At 73.2% G+C, this 17,100-nt stretch carries 11 protein-coding genes; 3 read left to right on the forward strand and 8 right to left on the reverse strand.

Annotated features, from left to right (window positions below; translation table 11 throughout):
• Positions 1-371: 371 nt before the first annotated feature.
• Complete coding sequence (locus ACIPAE_RS22820; RefSeq protein WP_402447649.1) at positions 372-1,838, reverse strand: RNA polymerase sigma factor; 1,467 nt, start codon at positions 1,836-1,838, stop codon at positions 372-374.
• A gap of 142 nt (positions 1,839-1,980) precedes the next feature.
• Complete coding sequence (locus tag ACIPAE_RS22825; RefSeq protein ID WP_329365429.1) at positions 1,981-2,337, reverse strand: YciI family protein; 357 nt, start codon at positions 2,335-2,337, stop codon at positions 1,981-1,983.
• A gap of 471 nt (positions 2,338-2,808) precedes the next feature.
• Between ACIPAE_RS22825 and ACIPAE_RS22830 the strand changes: the two genes are divergently transcribed.
• Entirely contained in the window at positions 2,809-4,842 is a 2,034-nt protein-coding gene (locus tag ACIPAE_RS22830) for a thioredoxin domain-containing protein (RefSeq protein WP_402447490.1), read from the forward strand.
• A gap of 56 nt (positions 4,843-4,898) precedes the next feature.
• Here the strand turns inward: ACIPAE_RS22830 and ACIPAE_RS22835 are convergent, their stop codons facing one another.
• The 3 genes from ACIPAE_RS22835 to ACIPAE_RS22845 form a co-directional block, all read right to left on the reverse strand.
• Entirely contained in the window at positions 4,899-5,528 is a 630-nt protein-coding gene (locus tag ACIPAE_RS22835; protein WP_366411093.1) for a TetR family transcriptional regulator, read from the reverse strand.
• Between the two features lie 5 nt (positions 5,529-5,533).
• Complete coding sequence (locus ACIPAE_RS22840; RefSeq protein ID WP_402447492.1) at positions 5,534-7,210, reverse strand: MFS transporter; 1,677 nt, start codon at positions 7,208-7,210, stop codon at positions 5,534-5,536.
• Positions 7,211-7,406: 196 nt separating this feature from the next.
• Positions 7,407-8,105 (reverse strand): hemolysin III family protein, encoded by a 699-nt coding sequence (locus ACIPAE_RS22845; protein WP_329365422.1) that lies wholly within the window; start codon positions 8,103-8,105, stop codon positions 7,407-7,409.
• 238 nt (positions 8,106-8,343) lie between these two features.
• Between ACIPAE_RS22845 and ACIPAE_RS22850 the strand changes: the two genes are divergently transcribed.
• Positions 8,344-10,227, forward strand: coding sequence for a phosphoenolpyruvate carboxykinase (GTP) (locus ACIPAE_RS22850; RefSeq protein WP_402447494.1), 1,884 nt, complete (start codon positions 8,344-8,346; stop codon positions 10,225-10,227).
• 123 nt (positions 10,228-10,350) lie between these two features.
• Here the strand turns inward: ACIPAE_RS22850 and ACIPAE_RS22855 are convergent, their stop codons facing one another.
• Positions 10,351-11,562 (reverse strand): pyridoxal phosphate-dependent aminotransferase, encoded by a 1,212-nt coding sequence (locus ACIPAE_RS22855; RefSeq protein WP_329365419.1) that lies wholly within the window; start codon positions 11,560-11,562, stop codon positions 10,351-10,353.
• A 115-nt stretch (positions 11,563-11,677) separates the two neighbouring features.
• On the opposite strand from ACIPAE_RS22855, the gene ACIPAE_RS22860 reads away from it, so the two are divergent.
• Positions 11,678-13,945 carry a P-loop NTPase fold protein gene (locus tag ACIPAE_RS22860; protein WP_402447495.1) on the forward strand — a complete coding sequence of 756 codons (2,268 nt, stop codon included), beginning with the start codon at positions 11,678-11,680 and terminating at the stop codon, positions 13,943-13,945.
• 36 nt (positions 13,946-13,981) lie between these two features.
• On the opposite strand, the gene ACIPAE_RS22865 is transcribed toward ACIPAE_RS22860, so the two are convergent.
• Both ACIPAE_RS22865 and ACIPAE_RS22870 read right to left on the reverse strand, forming a co-directional pair.
• Entirely contained in the window at positions 13,982-15,574 is a 1,593-nt protein-coding gene (locus ACIPAE_RS22865) for an amidohydrolase family protein (protein WP_402447497.1), read from the reverse strand.
• Between the two features lie 118 nt (positions 15,575-15,692).
• Positions 15,693-16,976 (reverse strand): alanine racemase, encoded by a 1,284-nt coding sequence (locus ACIPAE_RS22870; protein ID WP_402447499.1) that lies wholly within the window; start codon positions 16,974-16,976, stop codon positions 15,693-15,695.
• Between the last annotated feature and the right edge of the window lie 124 nt (positions 16,977-17,100).

A 17,100-nucleotide genomic window follows, 5' to 3' on the forward strand; every position in this document is an offset into this window, starting at 1 on the left:
TGCTTCCGGCCGCGCGCCAGCAGCGCCCGCGTGTCGCCCGCGGGGCTCCCGGCGCCGGCGCCCCGCTCGGCCACCGTTCGGCGCAGCAGCCGCTCCACCTCGGCCCGGTCCGCCGCCCGCAACGCGATCCGCGACTCCGCCACATGCCCTCCCGTTGCCTACCGGCCCCGTGGTGAACACACTCCACGGGTAGTAGGAGGTTCCCGTACCGGGCCCGCCTCAACCCCCCGTTTCCGGCGCACCGTTGACAAGCACCCGGAGCCCACCGCGCGCGCCGGGCGGACGCAGGCGCCACCGGGCGTGGTGCCGGACCGGCGGCAGGCGCTGCGGCGGAGCCGGTACGGGCGCGCGCACGGTGCGGGCCGCGGGCGTCAACTGCCTTGCGGCTGAACTCCGTTGTCGGCGGCAGCGGTGGCGCGCTTGCCTGCTTCCCTGCCCGGCTCCGGCGCCGGCTCCACCTCCGCCTTCGCGCCTGCCTCGGTCTTCGCGCCCGCTTCCGCCTCTGCGCCCGCCTGCGCCGACCGCCGCAGCAGCAGGGCCCGTTCGGCGTTGTTCCGGGTCGACTCCGCGGCCCGGGCGAACTCCTCGCGCGCCTCGGCCGCCCGCCCCAGCCGCAGCAGCAGGTCCGCCCGTACGGCCGGCAGCAGGTGGTAGCCCTCCAGCGCGCCCGAGTCGGCGAGCGCGTCGGCCAGTTCGAGGCCCGCGGCCGGGCCGCGCGCCATGCCGACCGCCACCGCGCGGTTCAACTCGACCACGGGGGAGCCGGTGCGGGCGGCCAGCATCCGGTACAGCCCGGCGATCCGGTCCCAGTCGGTGTCCGCCGGGTCGAGCGCGCTCGCGTGGCAGGCGGCGATCGCGCCCTGGAGCGCGTACGGCCCCGGCGCCACGCCCCGCTCCCGCGCCGCGGCGTTCGCCCGGGCCAGCGCGGCGAACCCGCGGCGGACCAGCAGCATGTCCCAGCGCCGCCGGTCCTGGTCGGCCAGCAGGACCGGCTCGGCGCCGCCGCGCGCGGCCGACCGCGACGCCTGGATCTCCAGCAGCGCGGCGAGCCCGTGCACCTCCGGCTCGGCCGGCATCAGCCCCGCCAGCACCCGGGCCAGCCGCAGCGCGTCCTCGCACAGCGCGGGACGCGTCCAGTCGTCGCCGGCGGTCGCCGAGTAGCCCTCGTTGAAGACCAGATAGACCACTTCGAGGACCGACGCGAGGCGCTGCGCCCGCTCCGGCCCGTAGGGCACCTCGAACGGCACCCGCTCCTTCGCGAGGGTGCGCTTGGCCCGGACGATCCGCTGCGCCACCGTCGGCTCCGCGACCAGGTACGCGCGGGCGATCTCGTCCGTGGTCAGGCCGCCCACCAGCCGCAGGGTCAGCGCGACCCGCGCCTCCTGGGACAGCACCGGGTGGCACGCGGTGAACACCAGCCGCAGCAGGTCGTCCTCGATCGCGTCCGGGTCCTCCGCCCGTGCGAACGCCTCCTCGACGTCCGCCGGCCCGGGCCCGGTCTCCTGCTCGCGGGCGAGCAGCCGCAGCTTGCGGGCGAACGTCTCGTCCCGGCGGATCTGGTCGATCGCCCGCCGCTTGGCGGTGGTCATCAGCCACGCGCCCGGGTTGCGCGGCACCCCCTCGCGCGGCCATTGCTCCAGCGCGGCGACCAGCGCGTCCTGGGCGAGTTCCTCCGCCGTGTCCAGGTCCCGCACCAGCCGGGCCAGCCCGGCCACCAGCCGCGGCGACTCGATCCGCCACACCGCGGCCACGGCCCGATGCGCGTCCCGTCCCGGGTCCGTACGGGACCGGGCCTGCCCGTCCACCGCCGCTTGCCCCTGTCCCTCTTCCTCCGTCATACCGTCATACCGCCACACCCGCCGCCTGCCGTGCCCGCCGTCGTCGCCGTGCTCGCCGTGCTCGCCGTGCTCGCCGTACCGACCCATGACAGCAGCCGGGGGCGCCCGCGCACGGCAGGCGCCCCCCGACGCGCGGATCGCGTTACTGCGGCTCCACGATCTGCCGGATCTCCGACGACAGCTCCCACTCGTCGTCGTGCACCGACAGGAAGCGGGACGCCCACTCCAGGGCCTCCTCCTGCGACTTCACCTGCACGATGCAGTAGCCGCCGACGATCTCCTTGGCCTCGGTGAACGGCCCGTCCAGCACGGTCTGCTTCCCGCCGGACAGGTGCAGCACGGTGCCCTCCTCGGCCGGCCGCAGCCCCCCGGTGTCCAGCAGCACCCCGGCCTTGGCCATCTCGTCGATGAGCTTGCCCATCTCCGTCATCATCTCCGCGCTCGGCCCCGCCGCGGGCGCCTTCGAGGGGTCCACCTTGACCAGCATCATGTAGCGCATCTCGTGCTCCTTCGGTCCGTCCGGAGATCCTCCGGCCGCGGGACTTCTTCCCGCTCCCACCAGTGCGTCGAGCGGACCACCCCGGAATCGACACGCCCGCGGAACTTTTTTCCGGGCGGTCGTCGAAGACCGGGCACGCGCGCCCGGAAGCAGCACATACGGGTGGACCAGCGCCACGGTCGCCGGCGCCCGCTCGACCCGCCAGTGGAACGGAATGCCCGCGCACTGCTCGGCCGACCACGAGTCGTACTGCTGGGCGGTGATCCGCTCGTGCATCCACGCGGGCACGACCCTCCCGGCACTCATCGTGCGCTTCCCGGTCCTCCTGGTCTCCGGCGCCGTCCGACGGCAGCGTGCGCAGCGTACTGGCCAGGGACGCGCGACGCGGTGACGGTGGGTCGTGGAGCGGCCGTCACGACACCTCCACGTCGGCGCGCGCGGAGGGTCGTGGCGGCGTGAGAAAGTGGCCGGGTGAACCGACTTGGTGACGCGACGTCGCCGTACCTGCTTCAGCACGCGGACAACCCGGTGGACTGGTGGCCCTGGGGCGAGGAGGCGTTCGAGGAGGCCCGCAAGCGGGGGGTGCCGGTGCTGCTGAGCGTGGGGTACAGCAGCTGCCACTGGTGCCATGTGATGGCGCACGAGTCGTTCGAGGACGAGGCGGTCGCCGCCTACCTGAACGAGCACTTCGTCGCGGTCAAGGTGGACCGGGAGGAGCGCCCCGACGTCGACGCGGTCTACATGGAGGCCGTGCAGGCCGCCACCGGCCAGGGCGGCTGGCCGATGACCGTCTTCCTCACCCCCGACGGCGAGCCGTTCTACTTCGGCACCTACTTCCCGCCCACCCCGCGCGGCGGCATGCCCGGGTTCCGGGAGGTGCTGGAGGGCGTGGTCGCCGCGTGGCGGGAGCGCCGCGAGGAGGTCGGCGAGGTGGCCGGCCGGATCGTACGCGAACTGTCCGAGCGGGCCGGGGCGTACGGCAACGCGACCGGCGGCGTGGGCGAGAGCGAACTCGCCGCGGCGCTGCTCGGCCTGACCCGGGCGTACGACGAGACGCACGGCGGCTTCGGCGGCGCCCCGAAGTTCCCGCCGTCGATGGCGCTGGAGTTCCTGCTGCGCCACCACTCCCGTACCGGCGCCGAGGGCGCCCTGCGGATGGTCCGCGACACCTGCGAGGCGATGGCCCGCGGCGGGATCTACGACCAACTCGCGGGCGGCTTCGCCCGGTACAGCGTGGACGATGCGTGGGTCGTGCCGCACTTCGAGAAGATGCTCTACGACAACGCGCTGCTCACCCGCGTGTACGCACACCTGTGGCGGACCACCGGCTCCGACCTCGCTCGCCGGGTCGCCCTGGAGACCGCGGACTTCATGGTCACCGAACTCGGCACGGCCGAGGGCGGGTTCGCCTCGGCGCTGGACGCGGACAGCGACGACGGCAGCGGCCACGGCGTCGAAGGGGCCTACTACCTCTGGACGCCCGCCCAGCTCGCCGACGAACTCGGCCCGGCCGACGGCGAGTTCGCGGCCGGCTACTTCGGGGTGACCCCGGAGGGCACCTTCGAGGAGGGCGCCTCGGTCCTCCAACTCCCGCAGGGCAACGGCGTGGTGGACGCCGACCGGGTGGCCTCCGTACGCGACCGGCTGCTCACCGCCCGGGCGCGGCGGCCCCGGCCCGGCCGGGACGACAAGGTGGTGGCCGCCTGGAACGGGCTGGCCATCGCCGCGCTCGCCGAGACCGGCGCCTACTTCGACCGGCCCGACCTGGTGCAGGCCGCGGTCGACGCCGCCGACCTGCTGGTACGCGTCCACCTCGACCCCGACGGACGGCTGCTGCGCACCTCCCGCGACGGCGCGCCCGGCACCAACGCGGGCGTGCTGGAGGACTACGGCGACGTCGCCGAGGGCTTCCTCGCGCTCGCCTCCGTGACCGGGGAGGGCGCCTGGCTGGACTTCGCGGGGCTGCTGCTGGACGGGGTGCTCGCGCATTTCACCGCGCCCGACGGCACGCTCTACGACACCGCCGACGACGCCGAGGCGCTGATCCGCCGCCCGCAGGACCCGACGGACAACGCGGTGCCCTCCGGGTGGAACGCGGCGGCGGGCGCCTTGCTGTCGTATGCCGCGCACACCGGTTCCGAGCGGCACCGCACCGCGGCGGAGCGGGCGCTCGGTGTGGTCGGGGCGCTGGCCGCCCGCGCGCCCCGCTTCGTCGGGTGGGGGCTCGCGGTGGCCGAGGCGATGCTCGACGGGCCGCGGGAGGTCGCGGTCGTCGGGGCGGTCGGGGACCCGCTCACCGACGAGTTGCACCGCACCGCGCTGCTGGGCGCCGCGCCCGGCGCCGTGGTGGCGATCGGGGAGGAGGGGTCGGAGGAGTTCCCGCTGCTGCGGGGGCGCCCGACCAGAGGAGGGCGCGCGGCGGCGTACGTCTGCCGCCGCTTCGTCTGCGACGCCCCCACCTCCGACCCCCGCGCCCTGCGCTCCCAACTCCGAGTGGACGCCTGACCCCCCGGTGCCCCCGTCTCCGTAGGCACGGTCCCGGGGGCGCGGGGTGGTTCAGGTCAGGTCGGCGGGATGTCGAGACCTCGGCGGAGCAACCCGAGGGTGCGGTCGAGCAGTTCGATCATGTCCTCGGACCGGTGGTGCTCGATCCAGTACATCGTGGTCTCGTGGATCGCCCCGAAGACCGCCGTCGTGAAGACCCGGACCTCCAGGTCGTCCGCGGGCCGCCCGGTCCGCTCCGCGATGATCCCGCCGAGCAGCCGCCCGGTCGTGGACATCGACTCGTGCGCGCGGGCCCGGATCGCCGGCACGTCCCGGACCAGTTCCTCGCGCCGGACCATCTCGTCCCGCGCCTGCGGGTCGTCGAGCATGCGGCTCAGCACCTCGTGCATCACGTGCCGCACGGAGGCGAGCGCCGGCTCGTCCATCGGGCGGGTGCGCAGCACCCTCGCCATGTCGTCGTCGTACTCGTCCGTGAGGACGATGTCCTCCTTGGTGGGGAAGTAGCGGAAGACGGTACTGGGCGACACGTCCGCCTCCGCGGCGATCTGGTCGACCGGCGTCGCGTCGTACCCCTGCTCGGCGAAGAGCCGGTACGCGGCCGTGCGGATGGCCTGCCGGGTTTTGACCTTCTTGCGTTCCCGCAGGCCGGGCGCGGGCACGTCGGTGGGGGTCGTACGAGGGCACATGCCGCTCATTGTCGGGCATCGGTGGCCTTGGGAGCCATGGGCGCGGGCGCGCCCTGCGGTACGTCCTGCCGTGCGTCCGGCGCGGTGGCCTGGCCGGATGCCTGGCCGGACGCGTTGCCCGCGGCCTTCCCGGATGCCTGGCCGGGGGCCGCCGGCGTGCGCGTGTCGGGCAGGAAGACCGCGACGAGCGCGGCCGCGGCCAGCGCGGCGGCGCCGCAGACCACGATCGCCAGGTCCATGCCGTGGACGTAGGCCCGGTCCGCGGCGGCGGCGAGCGCGCGGTCGCCGAGCTTGGCGGCGACCTGGTGCGCGCCGACCACGGAGTCCCGTGCGGTGCGGGCCGCCGCGCCGGTCAGCCCGGTGGAGCCGAGCCGGTCGCGGTAGCCGGAGGCCAGCACGCTGCCGAGGATCGCGACGCCGACCGCGGAGCCGGTCTGCCGCAGCGTCTGGAGCAGCCCCGAGCCGCTGCCGGCCCGGTCGCGGGGGAGCGCGCCGAGCGCGCCGTCCATCGAGGGCACGATGGCCAGGCCGAAGCCGAGCCCGGCGATCGGCTGCCAGGTCGCGCAGGCGCCGTAGCCGTCACCGCTGCCGGTGGTGGCCCCGAGGAAGGCGGCCGCGGCGAGCAGCAGCAGCCCGGTGGCGATCACCGGCCGGGGGCCGAACCGCCGTACCAGGCCGGCGCTGAGCCGGGCGGCGACCATCAGCCCGCCCATCATCGGCAGCAGCCGCAGGCCGGTGCCGAAGGCGTCGTAGCCCAGCACGGTCTGGAGGTAGGACGGCAGCACGAAGAGCAGGCCGGTGAGGATGAAGCTGACCAGGGTCGCGGCCACCGCGTTCCACAGGAAGCCGCGCTGCCGCAGCAGCGACAGGTCGAGCATCGGCCGCGACACCCCGCGCTCGCGCAGCACCAGCGCGGCGATCAGCAGCACCGACCCGAGCAGCGAGCCCAGCACCAGCGGGTCGGCCCAGCCGCGGTCGGGGGCCTCGATGATGCCGTAGACCAGGGCGCCCAGGCCCGCGGCCGCGCACACGGTGCCGACCGGGTCCACCCGTGGCGCGGCCGGGTCGCGGGTCTCGGGGAGCAGCAGCACGCACGCCACGATGCTGATCGCGACCAGCGGGATGTTGATCAGGAAGACCGAGCCCCACCAGAAGTGCTCCAGCAGCGCGCCGCCGATGATCGGGCCGAGCGGCATGCCGAGCGCCATCGAGGTACTGGTGATGGCCACCGCCTTGGGCCGGTCGGCCGGGCCGAACAGCGACGGGATCACCGACAGCGCCAGCGGCATCACGAACGCCCCGCCCAGGCCCATCACGGTACGGGCCGCGATCACCGGCCCCGGGCTGTGCGCGAGGGTGCCGATCATCGAGCCGGCGAGGAACACGACCAGGCCGGCCACCAGCATCCGGCGCCGCCCGAACCGGTCGCCGAGCAGGCCCGCGGGCAGCATCGCGGCGGCGAAGACCACGGTGTACGAGTCCACGATCCACTGCAGGTCGCCGGTCCCGGCGTGGATCTGCCCGGCCATGCTCGGCAGCGCCACGTTGAGGATCGTCATGTCGAAGCTGAGCACGAGGGTGCTGGCGACCAGCGCGCCGAGCGCGAGCCATCTCCTGGGGTCGGCGCCCGGCTGGTGGGTGTGGGGCGCTGCTGCGGAGGGTGTTGCGGACGGTGCCGACACGAGATCTCCCGCGAGTAGATGTCAAATGAGAGTGACTACTAAAAAATAGTAGCTGTCACTCCGGACATGCGAAAGCCCCGCACTCCCGTGGGCGGGGAGTGCGGGGCGTGGCGGGTGCGGCGGGTCGGTTCTGGTGGTCGGTTCCGGTGGGGCGGATCTGGCGGGGAGGGTTGTGGCGGGACCGGGTCTGGCTGGATCAGTTGTGGCTGTAGGCGACCAGCGAGATGCCGACGTAGTGGACGATGAACGCCGCCAGCGTGAAGGAGTGGAAGACCTCGTGGAAGCCGAACCAGCGGGGTGAGGGGTTGGGCCGCTTGAAGCCGTAGACCGCCGCGCCGGTGCTGTAGAGGATGCCGCCGACGACCACGCAGACCATCACGGCGACGCCGCCGGTGCGCATGAAGTCCGGCAGGAAGAAGACCGCGACCCAGCCGAGCGCGATGTAGCAGGGCGTGTAGAGCCAACGGGGGGCGCCGACCCAGAAGACCCGGAAGGCGATACCGGCCAGCGCGCCGGCCCAGACCAGCCACAGCAGCAGCTCGGAGGTGGCTCCGGGCAGCAGCAGGATCGTCAGCGGCGTGTAGGTGCCCGCGATGATCAGGAAGATGTTCGCATGGTCAAGTCGTCGCAAAATTCCGGCACCGCGCGGGCCCCAGTTGCCGCGGTGGTAGAGCGCGCTGACGCCGAAGAGGGCGCAGGCGGTGACGGTGAAGACGGCGCAGGCGATCCGCCCGCGGGTGCTCTGCGCGAAGGCCGTCAGTACCACGCCGGAAATGAGTACCGCGGGGAACATTCCCGCGTGCAGCCACCCCCTGAGCTTGGGTTTCGTGAGCTTGGGCAGGTCGACCGAAGCAGCGGGGGAGGCTGCGTCGTCGGTCTCGTCCACGGCGGTCATACCGCGGATGATACCTACGCGACCGTAAGTTACCCGTAAGTAGTATGACCGCCCTCCGAGTGGTAATGCTCACGCTGGGTGGTCTGGACAGAATCATTTCGCCGGGACCACACTCATATGAGTGCGGTCGGCACCGGATGAGCACTCCACGAACGCGTCCGGGCCGCAGCCCCCAAGGGGCCGAGACAACACCCTCACACCACGCCGGTCTGTGCGGACCCGGCGGGACGGAGCGATCGTGGCGCGCGGCAATGCGGCTCCCACCAACCATCAGGAACTGATCAACTGGGTCGGCGAGATCGCCGAACTCACCCAGCCCGACGAGGTCGTGTGGTGCGACGGCTCGGAGGAGGAGTACCACCGGCTCGCCGGGGAACTCGTCGCCAAGGGCACCTTCACCAGGCTCGACCCGACCCTGCGCCCCAACTCGTACTACGCGGCATCCGACCCCACCGACGTGGCGCGGGTCGAGGACCGGACCTTCATCTGCTCGCGGCGCGAGGCCGACGCGGGCCCGACCAACCACTGGAAGGCGCCCGCCGAGATGCGGGAGATCTTCACTGGCCGGAAGGGTGACCACGGGCGCGGCGGCACGAGCGGCGGTGCCGGCACGAGCGGCGAGATCCCTGAGGGCGGTGAGGGCGGCCTGTTCCGCGGCGCCATGCGCGGCCGGACCATGTACGTGGTGCCGTTCTGCATGGGCCCGCTCGGCTCGGAGCTGTCCGCGATGGGCGTGGAGATCACCGACTCCGCCTACGTCGCGGTGTCCATGCGCACCATGACCCGGATGGGCCGCGCGGTGCTCGACGAACTCGGCACCGACGGCGCCTTCGTCAAGGCCGTGCACTCCGTCGGCGCCCCGCTGACCGACAAAGCGGCCGACGTGCCGTGGCCGTGCAACGCGACCAAGTACATCTCGCACTTCCCCGAGGACCGCGAGATCTGGTCCTACGGCTCCGGCTACGGCGGCAACGCGCTGCTCGGCAAGAAGTGCTACGCGCTGCGGATCGCCTCGGTGATGGCCCGCGACGAGGGCTGGCTCGCCGAGCACATGCTGATCCTGAAGCTGACACCCCCGCACGGCGAGGCCCGGTACGTGGCCGCGGCCTTCCCCTCGGCCTGCGGCAAGACCAACCTCGCCATGCTGGAGCCCACCGTCTCCGGCTGGAGCGTGGAGACCATCGGCGACGACATCGCCTGGATGCGGTTCGGCGCGGACGGCCGGCTCTACGCGATCAACCCCGAGGCCGGCTTCTTCGGCGTCGCCCCCGGCACCGGCGAGCACACCAACGCCAACGCGATGAAGACCATGTACGGCAACTCGGTCTTCACCAACGTCGCCCTCACCGACGACGGCGACGTGTGGTGGGAGGGCATGACCGAGCAGCCGCCGGCCCACCTCACCGACTGGAAGGGCAACGACTGGACGCCGGACAGCGCCACCCCGGCCGCCCACCCCAACGCCCGGTTCACCGTGCCGGCCGCCCAGTGCCCGATCATCGCGCCCGAGTGGGAGGACCCCAAGGGCGTGCCGATCTCGGCGATCCTCTTCGGCGGGCGCCGCGCCTCCGCGGTGCCGCTGGTCACCGAGTCCTTCGACTGGCAGCACGGCGTCTTCCTCGGCGCGAACGTCGCCAGCGAGAAGACCGCCGCCGCCGAGGGCAAGGTCGGCGAGCTGCGCCGCGACCCGTTCGCGATGCTGCCGTTCTGCGGCTACAACATGGGCGACTACTTCGGCCACTGGGTCAAGCTCGGCAAGGAGCAGGACCCCGCGAAGCTGCCGAGGATCTACTACGTCAACTGGTTCCGCAAGGACGCCGACGGGCGCTTCGTGTGGCCCGGGTTCGGCGAGAACAGCCGCGTGCTGAAGTGGATCGTGCAGCGGCTGGACGGCCAGGCGGAGGGGGTGCGCACCCCCATCGGCGTGTTGCCGGCCGAGGGCGCCCTCGACACGGACGGGCTGGGCCTGTCCGCGGCTGACCTCGAACTGCTGCTGAGCGTCGACCGCGACATCTGGCGGCAGGAGGCGGCGCTCATCCCGGCCCACCTGGAGACCTTCGGGGAGCACACCCCGCCGGAGCTGTGGACGGAGTACCGCTCGCTGGTCGAGCGGCTGGGGTAAGCGGTGAGGGGCGCGGGGGATGGACCCCGCGCCCCTGCGAAACGGCTCGTACGGCTGGAGTTCTTACGGCTGGAACTCCTACGGCTGGAACTCGTACAGCTGGAACTCCTACGGCTGGAGCGCTTACGGCTGGCTGTAGCCGTCGAGGAAGCGGCCGATCCGGCCGACCGCCTCGCGCAGGTCCTCCGCGCGCGGCAGCGTGACGATGCGGAAGTGGTCCGGCTCGATCCAGTTGAACCCGGTGCCGTGCACGATCATGATCTTCTCCGCGCGCAGCAGGTCAAGCACCATCTGCCGGTCGTCCTTGATCTTGTACACCTGCGGGTCGAGCCGCGGGAAGGCGTACAGCGCCCCCTTCGGCTTGACGCAGGTGATGCCGGGGATCTCCATCAGCGCTTCGTACGTGGCGTCGCGCTGCGCCCGCAGCCGGCCGCCGGGCAGGACCAGGGAGTTGATCGACTGGTGGCCGCCGAGCGCGGTCGCGATGGCGTGCTGTGCCGGCATGTTCGCGCACAGCCGCATGTTCGCGAGGATGGTCAGGCCCTCGATGTAGCTGCCGGCATGCTTCTTCGGGCCGCACACCGCCATCCACCCGCTGCGGAAACCGGCCACGCGGTACGCCTTCGACAGCCCGTTGAAGGTGAGCGTGAGCAGGTCGGGGGCGATCGCGGCGGTGGGGGTGTGGGTGGCGTCGTCGTAGAGGATCTTGTCGTAGATCTCGTCGGAGCAGACCACCAGGCGGTGCCGGCGGGCGATGTCGGTGATGCCGCGCAGCAACTCGTCGTCGTAGACGGCGCCGGTGGGGTTGTTCGGGTTGATCACCACGATCGCCTTGGTGCGGTCGGTGACCTTGCGCTCGATGTCGGCGAGGTCCGGCATCCAGTCGGACTGCTCGTCGCAGCGGTAGTGCACCGCGGTGCCGCCGGCCAGCGAGACCGAGGCGGTCCACAGCGGGTAGTCGGGGGCGGGGACCAGCACCTCGTCACCGTCGTCGAGCATCGCCTGCATCGACATCTGGATCAGTTCGGACACGCCGTTGCCGAGGTAGATGTCCTCGACCTCCAGCGGGATGCCCTTGGTCTGGTAGTGCTGCATCACCGCGCGCCGCGCCGACAGCAGCCCCTTCGCGTCCCCGTAGCCATGCGCGTCACCCAAGGTGCGCAGCATGTCCTCCAGGATCTCCGGCGGGCAGTCGAACCCGAAAGGCGCCGGGTTGCCGGTGTTCAGCTTCAGGATGCGGTGCCCGGCCGCCTCCAGCCGCATCGCCTCCTCAAGAACCGGACCCCGGATCTCATAACAGACGTTCGCGAGCTTCGTGGACTGAATCACCTGCATGTCGGTCACCTTACGGCGGCGTCACGGGAGCCGCGCGGTGTTTTCCACCACGTGGACACCGGACGGATTTCGCCGGGCCCGCCCCTGGGGCGTCCAGGGCTGGAAGACTCGGGGGATGGCGATCCAACCGCCGCACGGCGGCCGGCCCGGGCCCGCCGCGCCCGGCACGGTACGGATGGGGGAGGGCGCCCGCAGCGGGCTGGTGCTGCTCAACGACGAGCCGGTGACCGGCGCCGAGGACGACGAACTGGGTGCCCGGTGGGTGGCCGAGCAACTGTCCGCGCTGCTGCTGGCCTCCCGGCGCTCCACGCCCTTCACCCTCGCGCTGGAGGGCGGCTGGGGGATGGGCAAGAGCAGCCTGATGCGGCTGGTCGACGCCAAGCTCCAGGACACCGACGGCGTGCACACCGTCTGGTACAACGCCTGGAGCTCGACCGGGGCCGACGCGCTCGAAGGGCTGATCAAGTCCGTGCTGGCGCAGTTCGACCCGAACGTCCTGCGCCGCGCGCTGCGCCGGTTGCAGGGCGGCAGCGGCCTGGCCAGGGTGGTCCGCGCGCTCACGCTGGTGGCCGCGGGGCCGCTGGGCGTGGCGGGCATGGTGGACGCGCTGTGGCGCGCCCTGTCGGTGGACGCCACCGCGCGCAACCGGATGCGGGACGCGCTGCGCAGGATGGTGGCGGACTGGACGGCCGCGCCGCACCCGGGAGCCCCCGGCAGGCTGCTGGTGATCTTCATCGACGACCTCGACCGCTGCTCCCAGGAGACGGTGCTCGCGCTGTGCGAGGCGCTCAAGGTCTACCTGGACGTGCCGGGCCTCGCCTTCGTGATCGGCTGCGACCGCGAGGCGATGAGCGAGGAGGGCATGCTGCGCAACCTCACGCCGGCCGGCGCGGCCTTCATGGAGAAGATCTTCCAGACCAGCTACCGCATCCCCGCTCCCGGCAACCGCGACATCCAGCGCTACGTATGGAGCTGCGCCGGGCGGGCCGGCATCGCCGACCTCCTCGACCAGCAGCTGGTGGAACTGCTGGGCTACCGGGCCGCCCGCAACCCGCGCCGGGTGAAGACCCTGGTCAACGGCCTGCTGCTGGAGGCGAACCTCAACCCGAGCTGGTCCGACCTGAGCACCGAGGCGGTCATCATCACGCTGCTGCTCCGGTACCTCTACATGGACTTCTACCGGTTGATGACCGCGCAGAACGAGCCCGGTTCGCAGCCCGAGGTGGTGGACACCTTCTTCGAGTACTGCGCGGTCCGGACGCTGCTGCGGGCCGGTTCGCACTGGTCGGCGCGGGACGCGGAGCGGGTCGAGGGCTTCCTGGCCCGGTACGCCATGGCGCCGCCGGAGGGGGAGGACCAGCACGACCGCGAGGACACCCTGCGCGTGCTGGAGGGCGAACTGCCCGACCGGTTCCCCGCGTTGGCCATCGACCAGACGTTCGTGTCGCTGCTGTGGGGGCTGCGGGAGCTGGAGGGCGCGGAGCTGGTGCTCCAGCGGCTGCGGGAAGGGATGGACCGCCCGCTGGAGCCGCTGCCGTCATCGCCGTCCGAGCCGCCGGCGGGGTGGGTCGCGCCGGCGATGGTGGGGCTGCCGGACAGCGGCGAGCCGACGATGCTTCCGGGGGCGCGCGGGGAGCCCGGATCGAGCGTGCCCGGTGGGGACCGTCCCGGGGCCGGCCGGCCGAGCGGGGACTCGCCGAGCGGGAACCCGCCGGGCGGAGACGGGTCGGGCGGCGACCGGCCGGTCGGGAACTGGCCGGCCGAGAACTGGCCGACTGGGAACCGGCCGGGCGGGAACCGTTCGACGAGCACGCCGCAGGCGTCGCCGCGCACCACCACGCAGCCGCCCGCGGCCCGGCCGGCCGGGCCGGTCGATCCGGTCAGCCCCGCGCTCGACCCGCAGGACACCGAGACCTTCCCGGTGGACTATCCGCTGCCCGCCGGGTACGCCCAGCGGATGCCCTCGTCCCTGTCCCCGGGCGGCGACGGGCGGGGCGCGCGCCCCCCGGTCGTGGTGGTGGCGGGCTTCACCTCGGGCGCCGCGGGGGCGGTCGGTTTCGCGCTGCGCCGCGGCGGTCTTGACCACGACTTCGACTTCTACGAAGAGCTGTGGCCCGACGTGCTCGCCCGCGAACCGCGGGCCGTGCTGTGCCATGTCGCCGCGTTCGGCACCCCCGGCCGGGGCTTCGAGCTGATCCGGGCCGCCCGCGATGACGGCTACCGGGGCGTCGTCGTCTTCTACACCCCGACACTGACCCCGAACGAGCGGCTGGCCGCCGACCGGCTCGACGCCGAGATCACCAACGACCCGGACCAGGCGGCCGCCCTGCTGTGGGCCGGGCTGCGGCGACCGCAGGCCGGGCCGCCCGCCGCCTCGGGCTGAGCGGCACCGCCCGACGCCCGCCCTCCCGTCCCCGCCTCACCCGCGCCGGCCGCCGCGCGCCGGCGACCTGCGCACCGAGCGCCCGGCGAGCACCCCCGTACGCCGGCCGTCGGCCATCACGAACCGGCCGTCCACCAGCACGTACGGAATGCCCGTCGGCAAGGTGCGCGGGCGCTCGAAGGTGGCGCCGGCCGCGACCGTGTCCGGGTCGAAGAGGACCAGGTCGGCGCGGTAGCCGGTGCGGACCAGGCCGCGGTCGGGCAGCCGCAGCCGGGCCGCGGGCCGCCCGCTCAGGTGCGCCACGCACTCCTCCAGCGTCAGGACGCCCAACTCCCTCACGTAGCGGCCGAGATAGGCCGGGAAGGTGCCGTAGGCGCGGGGGTGCGGTTTGGCGCCGCGCAGGATGCCGTCGGAGCCCGCGGTGTGCGCGCGGTGGCCCATGATCGTACGGACGTTGGACTCGTCGCCGACGTGCTGCAGGATCGTGGTGCCCAGGCGGTCGTCGAGCAGGAGGCGGCGGGCGGTGGGCCAGCCGTCCACCCGGGTGCCGATGCGGGGGGACAGGGCGGGGTCGGTGACGCCCGAGATCTCGATGGTGGACCAGTCGACGGGCACCCCGTGGCAGCCGTCGGAGCCCTCGACCTCCAGGGCGCGGCGGATGGCCTCGGCCGCGGTGTCGTCCCGCAGCCGGGCGAGGGTCGCCTCCGGACCGCCCTCCGCGGCCCAGCTCGGCAGCAGCGCGACCAGCGTGGTGCAGCCCGGGGTGTACGGATACGTGTCGAGGGTGACGTCGATGCCCGTGTCCAGGGCGCGGTCGAGCAGGGCCAGCAGTTCGGGGGCGCGGCCGGTGTTCTCGTCGAAGTTCATCGTGGCGTGCGCCAGGTGCAGGGCGCACCCCGAGGTGCGGGCGAGCGCGAGCATCTCCTCGTACGCGGTCAGCGCGCCGGCGCCGTACGACCGGTGGTGCGGGCAGTAGTAGCCGTCGTAGGCCGCCACCACCCGGCACAGCTCGGTCAGTTCGCCATCGGAGGCGTACATCCCCGGGGTGTAGGTGAGGCCGGAGGACATGCCGACGGCGCCCTCGGCGAGGCCGCGCGCGACCTCCTCCTTCATCCGGTCCAGCTCGGGCTCCGTCGGCGGCCGGTCCGCCCAGCCCATCACCATCGCCCGCACGGTGCCCTGCGGCACCAGGTAGGCGGCGTTCACCGCGATGCCCTGGTCCAGCCGGTCCAGGTAGCCGCCGACGCTGCGCCAGGTGAACTCCGCGTCGGCGCCCGGACCGTTCCACCCGGCGATCTGGGTGCGCAGCTCCTTGAGGGTGACGTCGTCGACCGGGGCGTACGACAGGCCGTCCTGCCCCAGCACCTCCAGGGTGACGCCCTGGGCGGCCTTCGCCTCGTGCGCGGGGTCCTCCAGCACCGCGAGGTCGCTGTGCGCGTGCATGTCGATGAAGCCCGGGGCCAGCGCCAGCCCGTCCGCGTCCACCACGAGCCGCCCGCCGAGCCGCGCCCCGCCGTCCCGCTCCCGCCGGATCTCCGTGATCCGCCCGCCGTCCACCCCGACGTCGGCCCGGTACGAGTCGCCGCCCGACCCGTCCACCACCCGCGCCCCGCGTACCACCAGCTCCATGAACAGCCATCTTCCCTTACGAATCGAGCGTTTCCGGCGGGCGGCCCGCCCCCGCAGCCCCGGGGCCGCCGGGTCACGGGCGGCGAGGGGCGGGCCGTACCACCGGGTCGGAAACGGGTCAGAAGAACGTGCGGACGTAGGACGTGACCGTGCCGTCCGCCCGGGCGACCGGGATGAGCACCCACTTGTCGAATGTGGTGCAGGGGTGGGACACGCCGAGCGCGACCCAGTCGCCGACCTCCAGGCCGTCCTCGGGCGGGACGCGCAACCAGGCGTGCTGGTCGGAGAGTTTGACCACCTCCAGCCCGTCCGGCGCGGTGCGCACCGCGCCGTCGCGGGCCGAGCGGACCGTGCGGGGCGTCGGCAGCCCGAGGTCGTAAGGGGCGTCCCGCTTGCCCGCGTTGAGGAACGCCTGGTCCGGTGCGGGCCGGGAGACGACCTGCGCCCACAGCCGGAAGGCGGGCTGAAGGTCGCCGTCGTCCGGCACCCGGTTGAAGGGCGTGATCCGCCGGTAGTGGTCGTCGTCGTGGGTGACGTACGCCCCCGAACGCAGCAGCCGCAGCGCCGGACGGGACAACTCCGGTACCTCCGCGAAGACTTCGGCGACCGCGTCGAACCACGCGGAGCCGCCCGCGCTCACCACGATTTCGGTGGCGTCCGCGAACCGGCCGGCCCGGTCGAGCGTTTCGGCGAGCGCCACCAGCCGGCGCAGGTAGGCCCGTACCCGCTCCGGATCGGCCGCGGGCACCTCGCCCTCGTACCCGGCCACGCCCACCAGCCGCAGCGTGCCGGCCGCCGACACCGCCGCCGCGACCGCTTCGGCCTCGCGGTCGGTGCGCACCCCGGTCCGCGCGCCCTGCCCGGCGCCGAGTTCGACCACGACGTCCAGCTGCCGCTGTACGCCGGCCGCGCGCAGCGCCGCGTCCATCAGCTCGACCCCGCGCAACGAGTCGACGTAGGTGATGAGCTGGAAGTCGGGGTCGGCGTCCAGTTCGGCGCCGATCCAGCGCAGCGCGGCCGCGTCGACCAGTTCGTTGGCGAGGAAGATCCGCGGCACCCCGAACGCCCTTGCCACCCGCACCTGGTGCGGCACGGCCAGGGTGATCCCCCAGGCGCCGTGGGCGAGTTGGCGGGCGAAGAGCTGCGGCGCCATGGAGGTCTTGCCGTGCGGCGCGAAGACCAGGCCGTACTTGTCGGTGTACTCCTCCAGCGCGGCCAGGTTGTGCGCCAGGGCCTCCTCGGACAGCACGAGCAGCGGCGTGCCGAAGCCGCCGTCGAACAGGCTGCGGCGCTGCGCGGCCAGCTCGCCCACGGTCAGCCCCTCGGCGTCCGGCGGAAGCGCCTTGAAGCGATGGTCGATCCGCTCGGCGTCCAGTGCCGCGATCCGCTCGTCGATGTCCATCCACCCTCCCGGGAAGCGGCCCGGCGGTGCCGGTGCCGCGTCGTACGGCCGTTGCATCCTGTGCAACGTCCGTTGCGTATTCTGTTTCAAGCTGTCTAACATCCTGGTCGGCGCGGGGTCAACG

This window comes from Streptomyces sp. NPDC087270 (assembly GCF_044744625.1).
In the GTDB taxonomy this organism is placed as follows: domain Bacteria; phylum Actinomycetota; class Actinomycetes; order Streptomycetales; family Streptomycetaceae; genus Actinacidiphila.

Coding starts and splice junctions, on each gene's coding strand:
- ACIPAE_RS22865 (WP_402447497.1), bottom strand. CDS start 15,574: ATGGAGCTGGTGGTACGCGGGGCGCGGGTGGTGGACGGGTCGGGCGGC.
- ACIPAE_RS22835 (WP_366411093.1), bottom strand. CDS start 5,528: ATGTGCCCTCGTACGACCCCCACCGACGTGCCCGCGCCCGGCCTGCGG.
- ACIPAE_RS22870 (WP_402447499.1), bottom strand. CDS start 16,976: ATGGACATCGACGAGCGGATCGCGGCACTGGACGCCGAGCGGATCGAC.
- ACIPAE_RS22825 (WP_329365429.1), bottom strand. CDS start 2,337: ATGCGCTACATGATGCTGGTCAAGGTGGACCCCTCGAAGGCGCCCGCG.
- ACIPAE_RS22845 (WP_329365422.1), bottom strand. CDS start 8,105: ATGACCGCCGTGGACGAGACCGACGACGCAGCCTCCCCCGCTGCTTCG.
- ACIPAE_RS22855 (WP_329365419.1), bottom strand. CDS start 11,562: ATGCAGGTGATTCAGTCCACGAAGCTCGCGAACGTCTGTTATGAGATC.
- ACIPAE_RS22860 (WP_402447495.1), top strand. CDS start 11,678: ATGGCGATCCAACCGCCGCACGGCGGCCGGCCCGGGCCCGCCGCGCCC.
- ACIPAE_RS22820 (WP_402447649.1), bottom strand. CDS start 1,838: ATGACGGAGGAAGAGGGACAGGGGCAAGCGGCGGTGGACGGGCAGGCC.